General features: G+C 42.5%; 12 protein-coding genes and 3 pseudogenes. 5 read left to right on the forward strand and 10 right to left on the reverse strand.

Annotated features, from left to right (window positions below; all coding sequences use genetic code 11):
• Nucleotides 1-271 precede the first annotated feature (271 nt).
• Nucleotides 272-2,032 (forward strand): ABC transporter ATP-binding protein, encoded by a 1,761-nt coding sequence (locus FGL90_RS04330; protein WP_147657056.1) that lies wholly within the window; start codon nucleotides 272-274, stop codon nucleotides 2,030-2,032.
• Nucleotides 2,033-2,217: 185 nt separating this feature from the next.
• Here the strand turns inward: FGL90_RS04330 and FGL90_RS04335 are convergent.
• The 10 genes and pseudogenes from FGL90_RS04335 to FGL90_RS04380 all read right to left on the reverse strand — a co-directional run.
• A pseudogene (locus tag FGL90_RS04335) lies at nucleotides 2,218-4,857 on the reverse strand (HAD-IC family P-type ATPase); the annotation flags it as partial.
• 187 nt (nucleotides 4,858-5,044) lie between these two features.
• Nucleotides 5,045-5,779: pseudogene (locus FGL90_RS04340) on the reverse strand (SDR family oxidoreductase).
• Between the two features lie 1,023 nt (nucleotides 5,780-6,802).
• Nucleotides 6,803-8,020, reverse strand: a complete 1,218-nt coding sequence (locus FGL90_RS04345; RefSeq protein WP_147657058.1) for an IS110 family RNA-guided transposase — start codon at nucleotides 8,018-8,020, stop codon at nucleotides 6,803-6,805.
• A gap of 294 nt (nucleotides 8,021-8,314) precedes the next feature.
• A pseudogene (locus FGL90_RS04350) lies at nucleotides 8,315-9,271 on the reverse strand (choloylglycine hydrolase family protein).
• A 70-nt stretch (nucleotides 9,272-9,341) separates the two neighbouring features.
• Nucleotides 9,342-10,181, reverse strand: a complete 840-nt coding sequence (locus tag FGL90_RS04355; protein WP_010619087.1) for a DNA/RNA non-specific endonuclease — start codon at nucleotides 10,179-10,181, stop codon at nucleotides 9,342-9,344.
• 118 nt (nucleotides 10,182-10,299) lie between these two features.
• Complete coding sequence (locus FGL90_RS04360) at nucleotides 10,300-11,283, reverse strand: aldo/keto reductase (RefSeq protein ID WP_147657060.1); 984 nt, start codon at nucleotides 11,281-11,283, stop codon at nucleotides 10,300-10,302.
• 100 nt (nucleotides 11,284-11,383) lie between these two features.
• A complete protein-coding gene (locus tag FGL90_RS04365) occupies nucleotides 11,384-12,310 on the reverse strand; it encodes a DUF4097 family beta strand repeat-containing protein (protein WP_010619085.1) in 927 nt (308 codons plus the stop codon).
• Nucleotides 12,307-12,942, reverse strand: a complete 636-nt coding sequence (locus FGL90_RS04370) for a DUF1700 domain-containing protein (protein WP_010619084.1) — start codon at nucleotides 12,940-12,942, stop codon at nucleotides 12,307-12,309. The genes FGL90_RS04365 and FGL90_RS04370 overlap by 4 nt, the downstream gene beginning before the upstream one ends.
• Nucleotides 12,935-13,255 (reverse strand): PadR family transcriptional regulator, encoded by a 321-nt coding sequence (locus FGL90_RS04375; RefSeq protein ID WP_010619083.1) that lies wholly within the window; start codon nucleotides 13,253-13,255, stop codon nucleotides 12,935-12,937. Before FGL90_RS04375 ends, FGL90_RS04370 begins: the two co-directional genes overlap by 8 nt.
• A 119-nt stretch (nucleotides 13,256-13,374) precedes the next feature.
• A complete protein-coding gene (locus FGL90_RS04380) occupies nucleotides 13,375-14,703 on the reverse strand; it encodes an FAD-dependent oxidoreductase (RefSeq protein ID WP_147657062.1) in 1,329 nt (442 codons plus the stop codon).
• Nucleotides 14,704-14,874: 171 nt separating this feature from the next.
• Between FGL90_RS04380 and FGL90_RS04385 the strand changes: the two genes are divergently transcribed.
• From FGL90_RS04385 to FGL90_RS04400, 4 genes are all read left to right on the forward strand, one after another.
• Nucleotides 14,875-15,285, forward strand: a complete 411-nt coding sequence (locus FGL90_RS04385) for a peptide deformylase (protein ID WP_147657064.1) — start codon at nucleotides 14,875-14,877, stop codon at nucleotides 15,283-15,285.
• A gap of 15 nt (nucleotides 15,286-15,300) precedes the next feature.
• On the forward strand, nucleotides 15,301-15,930 hold the full coding sequence (locus FGL90_RS04390) for a sulfite exporter TauE/SafE family protein (RefSeq protein WP_147657066.1): 630 nt from the start codon (nucleotides 15,301-15,303) through the stop codon (nucleotides 15,928-15,930).
• Nucleotides 15,931-16,041: 111 nt separating this feature from the next.
• Nucleotides 16,042-16,494, forward strand: a complete 453-nt coding sequence (locus tag FGL90_RS04395) for a MarR family winged helix-turn-helix transcriptional regulator (protein WP_147657068.1) — start codon at nucleotides 16,042-16,044, stop codon at nucleotides 16,492-16,494.
• Between the two features lie 17 nt (nucleotides 16,495-16,511).
• Nucleotides 16,512-17,237 (forward strand): B3/B4 domain-containing protein, encoded by a 726-nt coding sequence (locus tag FGL90_RS04400; RefSeq protein ID WP_010619078.1) that lies wholly within the window; start codon nucleotides 16,512-16,514, stop codon nucleotides 17,235-17,237.
• Nucleotides 17,238-17,673: the final 436 nt, after the last annotated feature.

Genomic DNA, 17,673 nt, shown 5'->3' on the forward strand with positions numbered 1-17,673 from the left:
TAAACGAACTCATTAACGTGTCGTACAGAACCAAAAGATAAATGAGGTCCTTCAAATGCCCCAATTTCTGAAGCTGACAAAGAAAAAATTGCGCATGAAAATATCGAAAAAATCCTGAAATTTAACTAATCTGAAATACGCGATTAACTGGTTTTTAAAATCAGCTAACCGCGTTTTTTTATTTCCAGTTAAGGGCAAATAGCAGACTGCTCATCCCCATTATGCTAGACTTGCGGTGATGTTATCAGTTAATTAAGGTGGTGTTTTCCAAATGAAAAATAAAGAAGTCAGCATGCTCAATATGTTTCGTTACGTTTTCTCATCAGTCCTGAAAAGTCGGGTTCTCCTCATTGTGAATGTTCTTGCTCTCATTTTGATTACGGCGTTTCAATTTGTCATGCCCCAATTCACGCAGTACATCATTGATAAAGTGATTCCTAGAAGCGACTACCACTTGCTTTTTCAAACGATTATCTTGTTACTCGCGGCAGCCATTATTTTAGGATTACTCAATTACTTTTCGACCTATTATATGGGCGTGATGAGTCAAAACGCTATTACACGGCTTCGGAACTCACTATATGACCACATTATCAACCAAGATACCTACTTCTTCGAGTCCCGAAAAACGGGTGACTTAATGGTGCGTTTGACCAGTGATATCAATAACCTTCAAAGCCTAATTTCGCCAAACATGCTCTCGATGATTGGAAACATGTTTACTTTCGTGGGCGTTCTGGTCTTCATTGTTTTTGTTAACTGGCAAATGGCGTTGGCCGTTAGTTTGACCTTTCCACTGATGTTTGTCATTTACCGCGTCTTTCGAAATCGAATTCGAACCTCATTCATGAACGCTCGAGCAGCTCAATCAAAGATGTCGAACCAAATGCAAAATACACTCACTCGAATTGAACTCATTAAAGGGTACACCGCCGAAAAAACGGAACAAAAGCGGTTCAGCGACTACGCAAATGAAAATCGTGATTACACGATTAACGCAACCTGGAATCAAGCAGTTTTTAGTCCTTTAATTGATTTCGTGAATTACTTAGGAACGGCAATTATCCTGGCTTTGGGCGCCTACTTCGTCATCAAAAAGGATCTCACCATTGGTCAATTAGTCGCATACCTAAGCTACGTTGCCTTGCTACAAAGCCCCATTCAGTCCTTTACGCGACTACTTAATCAGCTACAACAATCGCTCGTTTCTTACGGTCGAATTACCGATATTTTAAAAGTTAAGCCACAAATTACAACCGATTCAGCCGCCGTTGCTTTCCCACAATTTAGCAATCAAATTGATTTTGAGCACGTGAATTTTACCTACCCAGCCAAGTCATCCAATGCCAAAAATTTAGTTGCGATTAGCGATGTCAGTTTTGATATTCCTTACGGACAAACCGTTGCCCTCGTCGGTCACTCCGGCGCTGGTAAATCGACGGTTGTTAAGCTACTTGATCGCCTGTACGACGCGGATTCAGGTGTGATTTTATTTGACGGAATACCGATTAATGACATTGATTTAACGAGTCTTCGCCAAAATATCGCCATCGTTTCTCAAGACGTCGATTTAGTGGACGGCACCATCAAAGACAATATTACTTATGGCTCAGCAAACGCCACTGATGCGGAAATTCAACACGTAGCTGAACTCGCCGACATCACCGACTTTGTCACCCCACTACCGGATGGGTTCGACACACAAGTTGGTGAGCGGGGCATGCGCCTCTCTGGCGGGCAAAAGCAGCGAATTGCGATTGCGCGGGCACTGTTAAAAGATGCACCCATTATTATCTTGGATGAAGCCACTTCGGCGCTCGATAACGAATCTGAAAAAGCCATTCAACACGCAATGGATAATTTGATTGAAGATCGAACTTCACTCGTGATTGCCCATCGGTTATCAACCGTCCACAATGCTAATACTATTTTGGCCATGGATCACGGAGTCATCATTGAACGTGGAACACACGATGAGCTAATTGCCAAAAATGGGTACTACCGCCAATTGTATGATGCACAATTTGAATGAAGACGCAAAAAGAGCGAGAATTTTAAAATTCTCGCTCTTTTTGTATATTCCTGAATATTGCAGCCTAGTCGGGTTCCTAAAGGCTACTTCCTACGCCTAGCTACGATCAACGAACAATCCCAAGTTCAGGATTATTCGTTAATCTAGGCTACGCTCGGAAGCAAAACGCCTTTCGTCTCACCTTTTTAGACCATCTTCGACTTTCTTCGATGGTTCACTGAAATTCTAATTATTTTATCCAACTCGGTCACAACCAATGTGACAAAACCGGCAGCAACCACAATTCCCCATTGCATCAGGTTCATGTCAGCTGTCTTAAAGACGCCTTGCATAAATGGTTGATAAACCAGAAACATTTGGAGAACCAGCAATAATCCAATCATGACGAACGCCATTGGGTTGGAGAAGAAATGACGACCAAACGCCAAATGTGGTGTCCGAATGTTGAACAGGTAGAAAATCTTACCCATGATGATGACGTTAACGGTAATGGTACTTGCAACCATGTGCGACACGCCACTTGAAGTCAGCCAGTCGAAGACCCAAAGTCCCATTGCTGCAATCAATATCGAAACATAGGTTAGCTGGAACACATCTCGTTTGTTAAGCAAGGCGGTTCCCGTTTTCCGTGGTGGCCGCTGCATAATGCCCTCTTCTTCAGGTTCGAAAATAAAGGCAAACTGAATCGTAATGGCTGAAACCATGTTAATCCATAGCAATTGTGTTGGCACCAGCGGAAGCGCTTGTTGCATGATGATACTAAAGGCAACAATCAATCCTTCGGCGAAACTAGTTGGCAACAGGAAGGCAATTGTCTTTTTTATATTGCTATACAAACGGCGACCTTCACGAATGGCTTTGGTCATCGTCGTAAAGTTATCATCAACCAAAATCATATCGGCTGCATCCTTCGCAACATCGGTTCCCTTGATACCCATGGAAACCCCGATATCCGCTTTCTTCAAAGCTGGCGCATCGTTGACACCATCCCCAGTCATTGCGGTAATCTTACCGTTCTTCTGGTAAGCATCGATAATGGCCAACTTATTTCGCGGCGTTGTTCTAGCGAACACATTATAGTGGCTAATATTTGCTTTTAACTCATCTGGTGTCATCTTATCCAGTTCAGCACCGGTAATCGTTCGAATTTGATCAGCCAGGCCAAGTTGACGACCAATTGCTGCGGCAGTATCCGGATGATCACCGGTAATCATTTTAACTTCCACGCCGGCAGTGTGCATTTCCTTAAGCGCCGAAATAACTTCTTCACGTGGCGGATCAATGATTCCAACAATTCCAAGGAAATCAATCCCTTGATTTCGCAGGGTTTCGTGGGTCACTTCATCGACAGTTGAGTCGACAACCTTATGGCCGACCGCCACAACTCGTTTACCTTCATGCGTTAACTCATGGATAACTTCATCCCATCTGCTGCGGTCGAAACTAGGATCAGAAATTGCAGCCATTTGGTATAGCTTATCGGGGGCACCCTTAATGAAAATTTCGTGCTGCCCGGTGGCATCCTTGTCCAACCTAGCAATGTAACGATAATCCGAGTCAAATGGAATCCGGTCTAGCTCTTCCAATTCTGGCTGATCAGGACCAAATCCCTTATGATATAGGGTTAAGAAGGCTCCATCGGTTGGTTCACCGTTAATAACCCAATGCCCATCTTCTTCTTGGAGCATCGTGTCATTTGCTTCAAATCCAGCAATTAATAGCTTTTGTAAGTCAGCATCCGATTTGATATCGATTGCTTGTTGATCCAATTTGATTTGACCTTCAGGCGCATAACCCGTTCCGGAAACCGTGTAGCTCTTGGTTGCTGTAATGATGTCCTGTGCGGTCATTTCGTTCTTCGTTAATGTCCCAGTTTTATCAGTTGCAATCACGTCAACCGTTCCCAACGTTTCAACGGCAGGTAAGGTCTTCATGATTGCGTTATGCTTGGCCATTTTGTTGACACCCATTGCCAAAATAACGGACGTTGAGGCAGGTAGTCCTTCAGGAAGCGACCCCACCACCATCGTTACAACGGCTAATGCTAAAGTTGGCAGTGAGTAGAGGTTCGTCCACCAACCAATTCCAAATAGAATTACCGCAATAGCAATAATAAAGTATGAAATCCATTTGCCAAGACCATCTAGCTCAACCATTAATGGCGTTTTGGCTGCCTTAACGTTGCTAACATCGGTCGCAATTTGACCTAACTCTGTGTCATGACCAGTTTGCACAACAATTCCAGTGGCACTCCCATTTGTAACGGCGGTACTGGCATAGGCCATGTTGGTCCGTTCTGCCAATGGGGTTTTTGAATCTGTGAGTGGGTCAAACGTCTTAAGAACGGAATCTGCTTCACCCGTTAGCGCTGATTCTTGGACTCGCAGGTTATCAGAATCTAAAAGACGCATATCTGCCGGGATATTATCGCCGGCTTCAAGGTACACGATATCCCCAATCACCAATTCACGGGCTGGAATATCAGTTCGCGTCCCATCCCGAATCACGGTTGCTTCGGTAGATAATAGGGACTTTATTTTGTCCAGCGCATTGCTAGCGTTAACTTCTTGAAAATAACCAATCATTGCATTGATAATAACGACCAGCCCAATAACGATGGCATCTGAATAATGCTGGAGCAGCAGCGTCATTGCCGCCGCAAATAGCAGAATATAAATAATGACATTATTAAACTGACGCAAAAAGATTACCCACTTGGGCGTTGCGTTTGCCGTTAATTCGTTCGGGCCATTTTTAGCTAAAAGACTCTTGGCGGCACTGGAACTTAACCCATTTTCAACGTCTGAATTAAACTCAGTTAAGACGCCGGTCCAGGTTTTGAATCTGGTGTTTCAATTGGCTTTTTTTCCATGAAGTTCATCATCCTCCGTATATTTAGTTCCATAAGTATATCATAGGCGTATCTATCAGAAAATATTTTAATCTCAATTATAAGATTTATGTAAATGAAAAAGCTGAATTCTTTCCAAAATTTCAGCTTCGTCACTTCTATTAATGTTGCGTCGTTGGTCGAATCACGATTTCATTAATTGCCGTATCAGCTGGGGCCTCAACTGCATAGGCAACCGCTTCAGCGACACGTTCTGCATCAATTGCAAAATCTGCGTATAATTTGTCGACTCGCTTTTTAGTTTCCGGATCCGAAATTGTGTCGGGTAATTCTGTCGCAACCGCACCCGGTGAGATAACGCTCACGCGAATATTGCTTCCGGCAATGGCTTCTTCTTGACGTAACCCTTCACTAATAACCCGAACTGCGTACTTTGTAGCACTGTAGACGCTACCGCCTGGGTGAACCGCGTGGCCAGCTACGGAAGACGTGTTAATAAATTGACCTGATTTTTGTTCGCGCATAAATGGAAGTGCTGCGGCAATACCGTACAGAACACCCTTAATGTTAACGTCAATCATGCGATCCCATTCATCAATTTTGTACTTATCCAAAGTTGATTGGGGCATCAATCCCGCATTATTCATCCAAACGTCAATTTTGCCGTAAGTCTTTACCGCAAACTTGGCCAGCTCAGCAACTTCACTTTTATTGGTGACATCTGTCACTTGGTAGCTTGCGTCGCCGCCTGCCGCCTTAATTTAAGAAACTAATTTTTGCAAACGCTCTTCCCGTCGTGCACTCACGACAATCTGATTTCCGTTTGCGGCTAATTTCTTGGCAGTCGCTTCGCCAATTCCACTTGAAGCTCCGGTAATAACAATCACTTTACTCATCAAATACATCTCCTCAATCATATTAAGTCCATTATAGTCGTTTTGCGCACAAAAATAGGATTCAAGTCTTCTCTTACTTGAATCCCTTATGAGGAAATATTCTCGATAGTCGAAATGTTACGCTTAAAATCTTTAATCACTTAACACCTTCATATTCAATTACACGATGTTTCTATCCTGACCTACCTGCTTCAATCATCTATGACGTTAGTCGGTGTGGCTTTACCATTCACCCAATATGCAGGCTAAGCGGCGGTATGAAACATTGTGGAGAAACCATTAACAAACTTCTTAATGAGCTACTACCTCCACTGATCGTATCTTTACTTTTAAAACATTGGAGCTTTTAAATCTATTCTCTAAAGAAAGTTGACGCTTAATTCTTGAAGCTAAAATCTGATGCTTCTAAACTACTTGCATCGCCGTAATCCCAAACATTTGAGCCCGTTTCGAACTTCCTGATACTTTCAGACCCCTTCCAACTTTCGCTGGAAAATCACTCTGACGGATTACGTTCAACCAGTGGTTAATCTTTCTGAATCGGTACTACATTGTTACTTAATACCTACTTGAGAAGTCGATTATCGAGGATTAAGACCTTTCCTCACTTAGAAATATACCATATCTTGTAAGCGATTACAAACAATACACTCACCATTTTAGTTCCTTTTTTATAACTGTTTAATTGCCTTGATATGTGGGTCTTTTAGCACAAACCATCTTTTTATGTTATACTGCGTTTCAAGGTGCCAAACCTTGCGGATTGAGAAATCCGCGCGCGATTTATCGCGCCGCACTTCTATTGAAGTGCTCAGCAACCACATCGACTACATTGTGGTTGCTTTTTTCTACGATTAGTCAAGAGAAACCTCTATTTTATGGGGTTCTCTTTTTTTTGAGCAGTACTTTAAGATTTTTTCCCGTGTTTTATAGATTGTATTACCGAATAAATGTATGATAAATAGCACCTCTGGTGTTATTGATTTTTTGAGGTGTTATAATTGTGTGTGAATGAATTATGATTTATTTCTCTGGTGAGAATTGTGTTGAATCATATAATTCATTATTTTTAATTAGGTGGTAGATGGTCCTAATCAGACGTCCCATCGCAGCTATGGCAATCTTCTTAGTGTGTGATTCACTAGAAGATTGCTTTTTGCGTTGATAAAAAATACTGATATTCGATGGATGATATTTGGCGACACTCATCATGTTTAAGACAGCTTTAAATAATATTTTTCTTGCATATGGATTACCGCGCTTTCGAATATGCTGCATCATCTCGAAATCCCCAGATTGATACTGGATCAAATCAATTCCAACGTATGCATTAATGGCATTGGAGCTATGAAATCGGCTAATATCACCTAACTCAGCTAAGAGACAAACTGCTGTTTTAATACCGAATCCCGGAATTGATTCTAAGATTGGGATTTCGGCAAGTAAGCTTGAAATCTTAGTCATTTCCTCAATAATATCTGCCTTAAGTCCGCTTAAGTGTTCAACCTCGTTAGCTGGATAAATAACGGAGTGAACTGCGTGAGCGTTGTAATCAACTGCGGGGGCAGATTGACTTGCCAAATCATGAAGATGCCTAGCTAGAGCGAATGCACGCTTCTCACTCATGTTTTTTGGTGTAGCCTTTAAAATGAATTGGGCTAACGCTGGTAATTCGATTGCTAATACAAGGCTGGCATGTGGAAATTGTTGCACGACGTGCCAATACAATGCACCATCGGTCGTGCTTATAAATTGTTCCACCTCTGGGAAAGTAAGCTGCAACTTTTGATGTAATCGATTTTTAGCTCGTACAATATCTTCGTGGAATTCTTGATAGGTTCGCTCCAAGTCGTGAAGCTCGCCATACACAGCTTTTTCCTTAAAGGTCGACTGATAATGATGTTGTGCCATTGCCATTGCTAATGAAACGGCATCTAACCGATCATTTTTATTATGCCTAAACCCATCCATGTCTTTTTTTGCTGCTAATGGGTTAATTTCCGTATAATTCCAATTTTCCCTTTGAAGAAAGGACCGTATACTTCGGGAATAGATGCCAGAAGATTCAAAAATTACCTTCGGCGATCTAAAACTGTTAAGCGCATCATCAAGTATTTTGTAACCTGGTCGGTTATTGGTTATTTTAAATTCTTTAAACGTCCTGCCATCAATCAAAATGGCTACGTTTGAACTATGTTTACTGACATCAATACCAAATATGATTTCCATATCAAGCATCATCAAACACCACCTACATAAAAGTTGTATTCATCGATTCACTCATCTCAATTTTCAATACACGACTTTAATAGCCAACAGACTTCGAGCGAGCTCATTGGTGAACCGGATGAAGTTGCCGTTTTTTGTTACGACGTCACCGTAAGGTGCGCCAAAAAGCAATTCGACATGTCAACTTCATTTCCACTTTAACAGAATATAAAAGTGGTGAATCATAATTCCGTCGAATTATGATTCACCACTAATGTTAGTCAGTTTTTGTGTCCAAAATAAAAAACCATCCAGTTTCGGATGGCTTTACTCTGTGACTGTATTAAATTGTTGGGTTGGCTTAAGTGGAAATTCTGTTGCTTCTTTTTTAGTGAGCAACGCTTCAGTCAGGACAACCTTTGTAATCGTCTGATCATCGTAAGGCTGCATGTAGTACGTTGGGGTTGCCATTTCCATATATCCGCGGTACTGCGTGTAATCTACATCGCCATCCGCCTGAATTTTAACACCTTTTGGAATCTCGACACTATTCAAAATATGGGATAGCGCGTTGATTGATGACGAACTATCTTGCGCCTTTTCAGCATGCTGACGCATGAAGGCCATTCGGATGAAACGGGAAACTGAGGTGTAATCCCCAGGCAATCCGAGCGCCCCCGTTCCAGCACCAAATCCGTTTGCGGTAAATTTGCCGTAGGGCTTATTTTCATGCAAACCTGGATTCAACTGAACATAATTGTTTAAGTTCTTTAAATGCCAATCAAATTCGGGTGAGTTGGCCATCACGCCCACTGGGTTATCGGTAATTTTGATTCCATCTGCCTGTTGCTCAATGACGCAGCTCTTTCCCGTTTTATCAGCGACAATCCAATGAAGGGGAACGACTATTTGCAGCAGTGAATTAGGGACTGCCACAATATTGACGTTCGCAAATTTGGCCCTTAATTCAGCAATACTTGCCACATTCCCCAAAAGTCACATCAGAACCTCGTGAGACGCAATATTGACTGATTCCGTAAAGTACAGGGCCGCCGCACTAAGTCCCTTTTCGTTCACCCCGTCAACCAGGATGTAGCCGTTTAAGTTGCGGCCTGCACCCGTAAATCCGAACTTCGTATCGAAGCCATTTGCTGATGCATCGCTATCAAAATGGTAATTTCTAGGAATGACGACTGGCCGACCATCTAAATTGAACCCGAAGTCCATGGTTCGCGCCAAATACCAGTCACCCTTATAATCTTCATACGTTAAACTTGTGCACATTAACTTCACGTCCTTTTTATTTCGTTAATTTTAGCACGCCTCATTTAATCTTCGTAATCATTTTTGAAAATTAATTGGTCCAATCAACCGTCATATTTTTATCCGCTTTTCCACGGCCTGTTGTGTAGTTGAAAACAACACCCGGTTGAACGTTCCAAACGTAGGCGTTAAAGTTTAATTTTTTATTAGTTGAAATTGCTTGGGTCCAGTATCCCCGTGGCATCAACTCACTTCCCAGGTAAACGGGTTGGACTCGATAGATCACCTTTTCCCGTTTTTCCAAGGCCGTTCGAACTTGCTCTTCGTAAACCTGCATGGGCTGCTGGTTACTGAATGCTGTCTGGGTTGCTAAATTTTTAGGATTATCGCTACTGCCCTCGGCACCCTTTTCCTGTTTACCATCACTATTCAAATTAAACGTCAGCGTGTAGGCAATCAAGTGTCCCCTATTTTCTGGATAGACACGTTTACCATTCACCGTAATCGGTTGGTTATGCCAACCTGCCGGCTCCCAATTTTGAGCGGGACGTCCAGCAGAGCGACCCAAATTGGAATTATCTAGGTATGCAGTCGCAACCCGTGCCCGATTATGCGTATCTAAATTAGAATACTGAATGTGCGAATATTTCCAGTCCGTTGCCTTCAGCTGACTTTGATTATGGTTCACAATTTTAACCGCCTGCATCCCTGATGCAAACTGCCAATGCGCAATCGTCTCATACGTGTCGCTGAAGCTCGGACTATTCTTAAAGCTGGTTGTTTTTTGGCTGGTACTGTTCGTCTGACTAATGTTTTTGACAGTATCCGGACCGTACTTTGCGGCAGTTGGCGTTAGCACAACGACGGCAAATATAATCCACCAAAGAATCCCCTTATTTTTATTCTTACGTCTACGTCTTTTACGTGCCATGTTTAAAATTCCCCTCAAAAAAGTAATACATAAATTATAACGCAAACGAGTGTTCGAAGGATAGCTGAAAATAAAAATTCCAGCTCCTAAATCGAGCTGGAATTTTTCTATGGAATTATTAGTCTGGATCTGCCAACGACTTACCACTCGTTGCCGTTTGAAATTTTACAAATACATCATCAATTGCTTTGTACTCCGCATCGCTTAACTCAACGTCCATCGCCTTCGCATTTGCCTCAACTTGACTGGCTTTCTTGGCGCCAGGAATAACCACACTAATTAATGGATTCTTCATGTACCATGCCAAGACAGTTTGAGCAACGCTTGCGTTATGTTCGCCAGCAATTGGCCGAACCTTTTCAATTGCCGCCAAAGCATTGCTGTAACGCGGTTCTTGGAAATCAGAAATTTGGCTGCGAATATCGTCTTTAGGAAACTTAACATCGTGATCATACTTACCGGTTAAGAGCCCAGAAGCTAGTGGGAAGTATGGGACAAAGCTAATCCCGTTTTCTTTCAAATAAGGCATCATGTCGACTGCATGATCCTGGTGCAATAAGCTAAATTCATCTTCAACTACGTCAACGTAGCCGTCCGCATTGGCTTCTTTAATTTGGGCCAAACTAAAGTTAGAAAGTCCAATTGCTCGGATTTTCCCCTGCTCCTTTAAGCGCTCTAGAGCGCCAACCGCCTCCGCTTTGGGGGTGTCGTGATCTGGGAAATGAATGTAGTAAACATCAATGTAATCTGTATCAAGTCGTTTCAAACTTGCTTCCACTTGAGCGGTTAGAAATGCTGGTGAATTATCAATGACCTGCTCGCCAGTTGAAAAGTCCTGAGCCCCTTTGGTTGCGAGTGCGAAACTATGGCGGTCAAACTCCTTCATTGCTTGACCAACGAGTTCTTCAGAATGACCTAACCCGTAAACGAAAGCCGTGTCCAATAATTTAATGCCATTGTTTAAGCCCGTTTTGACAAGTTCGAGCCCATCCTCATCCTTTAAATTTGGAAACAGGTTATAGCCACCGACCGCATTAGTGCCGAGACCAAGGGCCGTTGCCTGAACATCACTTTTACCGATTTTAACTTCATTATGTGCCATAAATAGGAACCTCCTCGTTATGTGAAAACGGATACAATCTAATGATAAGTATAGCATAGGAAAACCACCAATCTAAGGAAAGATTGGTGGTTAATTTTTACTAATATGTCACATCGATATCGCCGTTTACATTGATTAAGCGGTAAAGCACCGCGTTTTTGGCCTTCAAATCCCCATAGGTTGAACTATCTTTACCATATAAGGTCGTATCGCCATTATCATTGTCCGTGATAATCGTATTATGCTTATTCTGATCGATTTGACCGTCAATATCACCATTCGAAAGTCTAGCGACAAATTGTTTCTTAATGCTCTCTTGGGAAAAGTCTAAATCCCCGTTTTCCAACTTAACGTTCAGTGATCGCCAAGAATTTTGGGCTAATTCCGCATCATCGTTTGTGCTAACGATTGAACTGTCCTGTTCTATGAAGTGACTATTCTTAACCGTTATTTCACCATCCGTTTCTGCATTAAGGCCTGGTGCCGTCACCCGATTTAACTCCAAATCAGAGTAATTGGATTCATTCAAATCGAGCGAGTTTTTGCTCGTCACGTTGTCGAGCGTAATTTCCGAATAGCGGCTATTTAACCGGTCAACGTTGAGGTCCTTCATGGTTAGTTCCCCATGAGCCACTGAAACAGTCTTCAGCTGGGTTTTCTTTGGAATCGTAATCTCAATTTGGGAATCTTCGTAGTCCTCATCAAAAAATAGGTTTACTGCTGGGTGACTACCACCCTTGACGGTTAGCTTCCGTTTACTGTTATTTAATGAAATATTTGTATTTGAACTCTTAGTCGATTTAACGGTTACTTTAGCTTCATCCCCGCGGTGAATAATCACCGGTCGACTCGTATCCAATTCAATTTCGTTAACGTTACCAATCTGTTTTGACTGGCTGACGCGACTATCGATTTTGAACCCATTTTGCCAATAAACTGACTTTGCTCCCCCGTGTCCGACACCGAGGGCTAAAATGAATAAACCAACAACCAATGTGATGGCACCTGCAATGAGTGATTTTTTCATTTGTGCGCCCCCCTTTCCTGTGCTTTATCTCGGTGCTTAATTTTGGCATATAACCATTTGCTAATACTTAAAACACCACGAATCAACCAGCGAATAATCCAAATGATGATTGGAATACCAATCAAGGTAAGCCCAACTCCGGTCACTCCCGCACCTAAGTAGAACATCCCCGGCCAGAAGTTCACCGTAATCAAACTAAATCCAATGAAAATGGCGACTAACACCGTCACAATAAATGCCAAAACAACTGCAATGATTGAGACGACAATCGCTGCTCCAATTGCAATAATCGCAAATAGCATTGCGAACACGACAATCGCGATTGGAATCGTTACTGGCGTTGAAAGTAACGCCAAAATAATAAGCCAAATCGTTTTAACTTGGGCTTTTGGTGCCCGTCTTTGTCTGCTCGCACTCGATCCATTTTGCGGATCATCCAAGCTTTTGATTGAGTAATCGGCCAAAACTTTCCGGGCCAGCTGCTTGCTACTGCCGAGTTCCGTGACACAGGCCTCATAGTAGTCAAACCCGCCATCTTCTAAATATTCCTGATAGAAGTTAATTACTTCATCTCGTTCAGAATCTTCCAGTGGCTGTAAATATTCCGTTAACTCTTTAATGTATTTATTCATCGCTCTTTTCATCCCCTAACATAGATTCGATGCCTTCTCGAAATTCTTGCCATTCATCCCTGACTGTTGCCAAATGAGTTCGACCTTCTTGGGTAATCTGATAATAACGTCGATTCCGTCCCTGAAATGGTTCATCATAAGTTGTCAGTAACCCATTTTTCTTCAATCTTCTCAGGACCGGATACATCGTTGATTCAGAGACGGTAACCGCCTGCTGCACGCGCTGGGTTAACGTGTATCCGTAATAATCCTCATCTTCTAGAATCGCTAAAACACACCCATCCAGAAGTTCGGAGCTAATTTGAATTGCCATTTTATCACCTCTATAATACTATATGACGTATAATATGATTCCAAATACATAATAACTGGTCATGAGCCACTAGTCAAGAAAAAATCCCCATTCAATTATCGAATGGGGATTCCTATTAATTATGCAAACAAGTCGTTCAGCGCCTCCGTCATCGTCGGATGGCTATAAATTTGATCTCGCAACTCATCAGCAGAAATATGATGACTCATTGCTGTTGTAATCAGGTTAATCGTTTCATAGGCTTCTTCGGCATAAATCGTCATGCCTAAAATGGTATGATCTTTCGCATCGAGAATCGCTTTATACATTCCTCGGGGATCGCCAATTACCTGGGCTTTTGGGACACCAGCTGCCGCCATGGACTTAACGATAAAGTTGAGTCCTTTTTCAGTAGCTTGTGCCTCAGTTAACCCAACCGAAGCAAGTGCTGGTTTCAAAAATGTTGTCGTTGGATAGACGGGACGATTGTCCAACGTTCGGGTCTGATCACCGTAAAATTGATTATTTAAAATCCGCCAGTCATCAAGTGACACATAGGTGAATTGAGGTCCGCCATTAACATCACCCAATGCCCAAATAGTTTCAACTGAGGTTTGAAGCTTATTGTCCACAACAATCTCACCTCGTTTGCCCTGCTTTATATGGGTATTTTCTAGGTGCAGATCTGCAACATTTGGCTGTCGGCCGGTTGCGACTAAGAGCGCATCCGCCGCTATCACCTTAGTCTCATCGCCTTGCTGATAAGTCAATTTCACACCGTCATCCGTGTCCTCAACGCTGCTAAGGACCGAATTGAACGCGAATTTGATGCCATCTTCTTCCAAATCAGCGGTCGCCATTTCAGCAACTTCGGGTTCAACCCGTCGCAACAATTGAGCGTCATGAGCGAGAACTGTCACGTTACTCCCAAATTGGGCGTACATTGACGCGAATTCGAGCCCGATTGGTCCACTGCCCAAGATGGCCAAATTTTGAGTTTGTTTTCTTTGGTCTAACATTTCGCGGGATGCAAAAACGTGTTTGCTCTCACTTAAGCCCTCAATGCTGGGCATAATCGGGGTTGATCCCGTATTAATGAAAATTCGATCCGCCGTCAACATTTCTTCGCCGGAGTCATCGGTCACCTTGATGGTCTTATCATCAACGAATTCAGCATCCGCATTTAAAACGGTCGCTGTTTCTTGATCAGCCACTTTATGGTAGTTCTTATTTCGTAATTTGCTAGTCATCTTATTCTTGGTTTCAAACGCTTGGTCAAATGAAACCCCTTTTTGCGCGTTTAAAATTAAATTTTTTGTTGGCAAACAAGCAACATTAATACAGGTTCCACCATACATCATGGCGTCCTTTTCAATAATTAAAACTTCTTCCTGCTGGCTGGCTAAAGTTGCAGCCAACGTCTTACCCGCCTTACCAAATCCAATAATAATATTATCGTAATGCTTCATTAGAAGGTCACTCCCTATTTGTAATCATTCAAAATCAGTATACATCAGGATTTTTAAATGAGTTCGCTGGAAGTTTGGCCTCAATTTAGTGTTTCACGTGAAACTAAACTTGCACCTTTTTTAGAAGACTGTCTATAATAATTCATAACTATACTAGAGCAGGTGCTAATCATGATTAAAAAAATTATCACAGATACTAATTTTCTTTCTAAAAAGGCCGTTCTTGCTACAAAAGACGACTTATCCGTTGTGACCGATTTACAAGATACGCTCAAGGAAAATGCCTACCGTGGCGTCGGCTTAGCTGCCAACATGATTGGCGTAAACAAGCGAATCATCGTCGTCCAAATTGGCCCAATGGAATTTCCAATGATTAACCCCACAATTACAGCAAAATCTGATTCTTATGAAGCAGAGGAAGGCTGTCTTTCTTTACTAGGCAAACGAAAAGCCACTCGGTATCAGCGCATTACCGTCTCATATGTCGATAAAAATTTTAAATCACACTTGGATACCTTTACGGGATTCACCGCGCAAATAATTCAACACGAGGTTGACCACTGCGAGGGCATCCTTATTTAGGAGGCTTTTGGAAGAATGTTTCAGATTATTTTATTAATTATCATTGGCTTTTTCGTTGGTATTTTCGTTCTATCCATGGGTGGTGGCGGTGGCTCGTTCTACCTTGGCGCACTCTCGGCTGTCTTTGGACTGGCACCCGCAGTCGCTGCGGCAACGTCCATCGTTACTGCCATTCCGCCCCTTTTGATTGGATCGTGGTCGTACTACCGAGAAAAACAGATTAACTTCAAACTCGGTAATCGCCTCTTAATTTCAGCAATTCCGTCAGTTGTCGTTGGGTCGCTGCTGGCACCCCTCATCCCAACTAAAATTTACAAAATTGTCATCGGACTTATTTTGGTTGCGCTTGGGGTTCAAACGCTCTATCGATTGCGCGGAACGTCAAAAGATAAGCCCAAGACTCATAGCAAATGGTTATCCGTTTTCTTTGGTGTCATTAGTGGCCTAATGGTTGGGATTGCCGGCTTAAGCGGTGGCGGTCCAATTATGGCTGGGTTGCTCATCATGGGTGGCTCCTTCATGGAAGCTTCCGCAACCTCATCCTACGTCCTCATCTGTATGGCAATTGTCGGCGCCATTTTCCACACATCTGGTGGAAACGTTGACTGGACTGCAGGTCTAGATGATTTTGGTGATGGGTGTTAAGACGATGATTTAACGACTAATAAAGGCAAGCGTAAAAGCGCCTGCCTTTTTGTTTGTTGCATTTACAACATATCTATTTTACAATATGACTACTGAAAGTGAGGTGGTCTCATGGCAAATATTCTCCGCTCAATCGGCGTTGTTGCCCGAACACTTGATTCAATTGCCAACATTGAATTCAAACAGTATGAACTTGCTCGCGGACAATATATGTATTTAACGCGAATTTGCGAAAATCCTGGCATCATTCAGGAACGCCTAGCTGAAATGATCTGTACCGATCGCACGACTGCAGCAAGGGCCGTTCAGCGATTGGCCGAAAACGACTTTATTGAACGCCGATTTGATTCAGAAAATCGAAAAACCAAACATCTTTATCCCACTAAAAAGGGACTAAAAGTTTATGAGCCAATTAAACGCGAAAATGATTACTCAACCGAAGTTGCGTTTCAGGGATTTAGCGCCGAAGAACGCAAAAATGCTGAGCAGCTTTTAGATAAAATGAGCGTCAATATTGCGCAGAATTGGGACTATGTAAAAAAAGGCAATAAACGAAATTACTAAAAAGGAGATTCATGTTCATGACTAAAAAAATCATTATTGATCCCGCATTCTGGGAACTATTCCCAGAGGCCCACATCGAAATTCTATTTGCTAAGGGAATCGACAATCACGTGGATGAAAGTAAAAAGGCCCATTTTCAAAAAATGCTAAGTGCTGCTGAGGATGAAGCAGAGCCCTTTATCGAGGTTGATCCCTTTAGGAAGAACCCAGTCATCGCTGAGTGGCGTGATGCTTTCACCAAATTTAAGACGAAGAAGGGTGCTCGTTCTTCCATTGAAGCCTTACTCAAACGGGTCAGTCAGGGACACGAATTCACACCAATTATTCCCCTCGTTGACATCTACAACAGCATTTCACTTAAATACGCGGTCCCAGTTGGTGGGGAAACAATTGCCAAAATTGATGGTAATTTACATTTGGGCGTTGCTAAGGGCGGCGAACCATTCTGGCCACTTGGTGCTGAAGAAGATTCTCCCGCTCTTCCTGGCGAGGTTATCTACTACGACGATACCGGTGCCGTTTGCCGTTGCTTTAACTGGCGTGAAGCACAAAGAACCATGTTAACCGAGGAAACTACCGAAACAGTTCTCGTCATCGAATCCGTAACGGAAGATGGCGCCAAACGAGCAAAGGACGCCGTTCAGGAACTGAAACAGCTTGTTGACGCAGAGTTCTCAACAACCGGTGTCATTCATGAGCTAACCAAAGATAATCAAGAAGTCGATGTCCAATTTGAAGATTAAGAAAAACGTTCATCCCCAAAAATATGGTGGATGAGCGTTTTTTGCTGTTCTAAGCCTATTTAATTGCACAAAAATAGGATTCAAGCCTTCTCTTACTTGAATCCCCTATGAGGAAATATCCCAACTGATTGATTTATTAAACCTAAAATCTTTAATCACTTAACACCTTCATATTCAATTACACGTCGTTCCTATCCTGGCCTACCTGCTGTCATTGTTCTAATGATAAAAGTTGGTGTGGTTTTACAAGCACCCATTACTTATTCAGGCTAACGGCGGTATGAAACGCTGTGGAGAAACCATTAACAAACTTCTTAATGAGCTACTACCTCCACTGATCGTATCTTTTAATTTTTATCTAACATAACCTTGGTGCGCTTGCGAGCTTTCACATCACCCACAAGGTCTTGCTTGTAACACGTGACTCTTTTGAAAC

This window comes from Secundilactobacillus malefermentans (genome assembly GCF_008033155.1).
In the GTDB taxonomy this organism is placed as follows: domain Bacteria; phylum Bacillota; class Bacilli; order Lactobacillales; family Lactobacillaceae; genus Secundilactobacillus; species Secundilactobacillus malefermentans.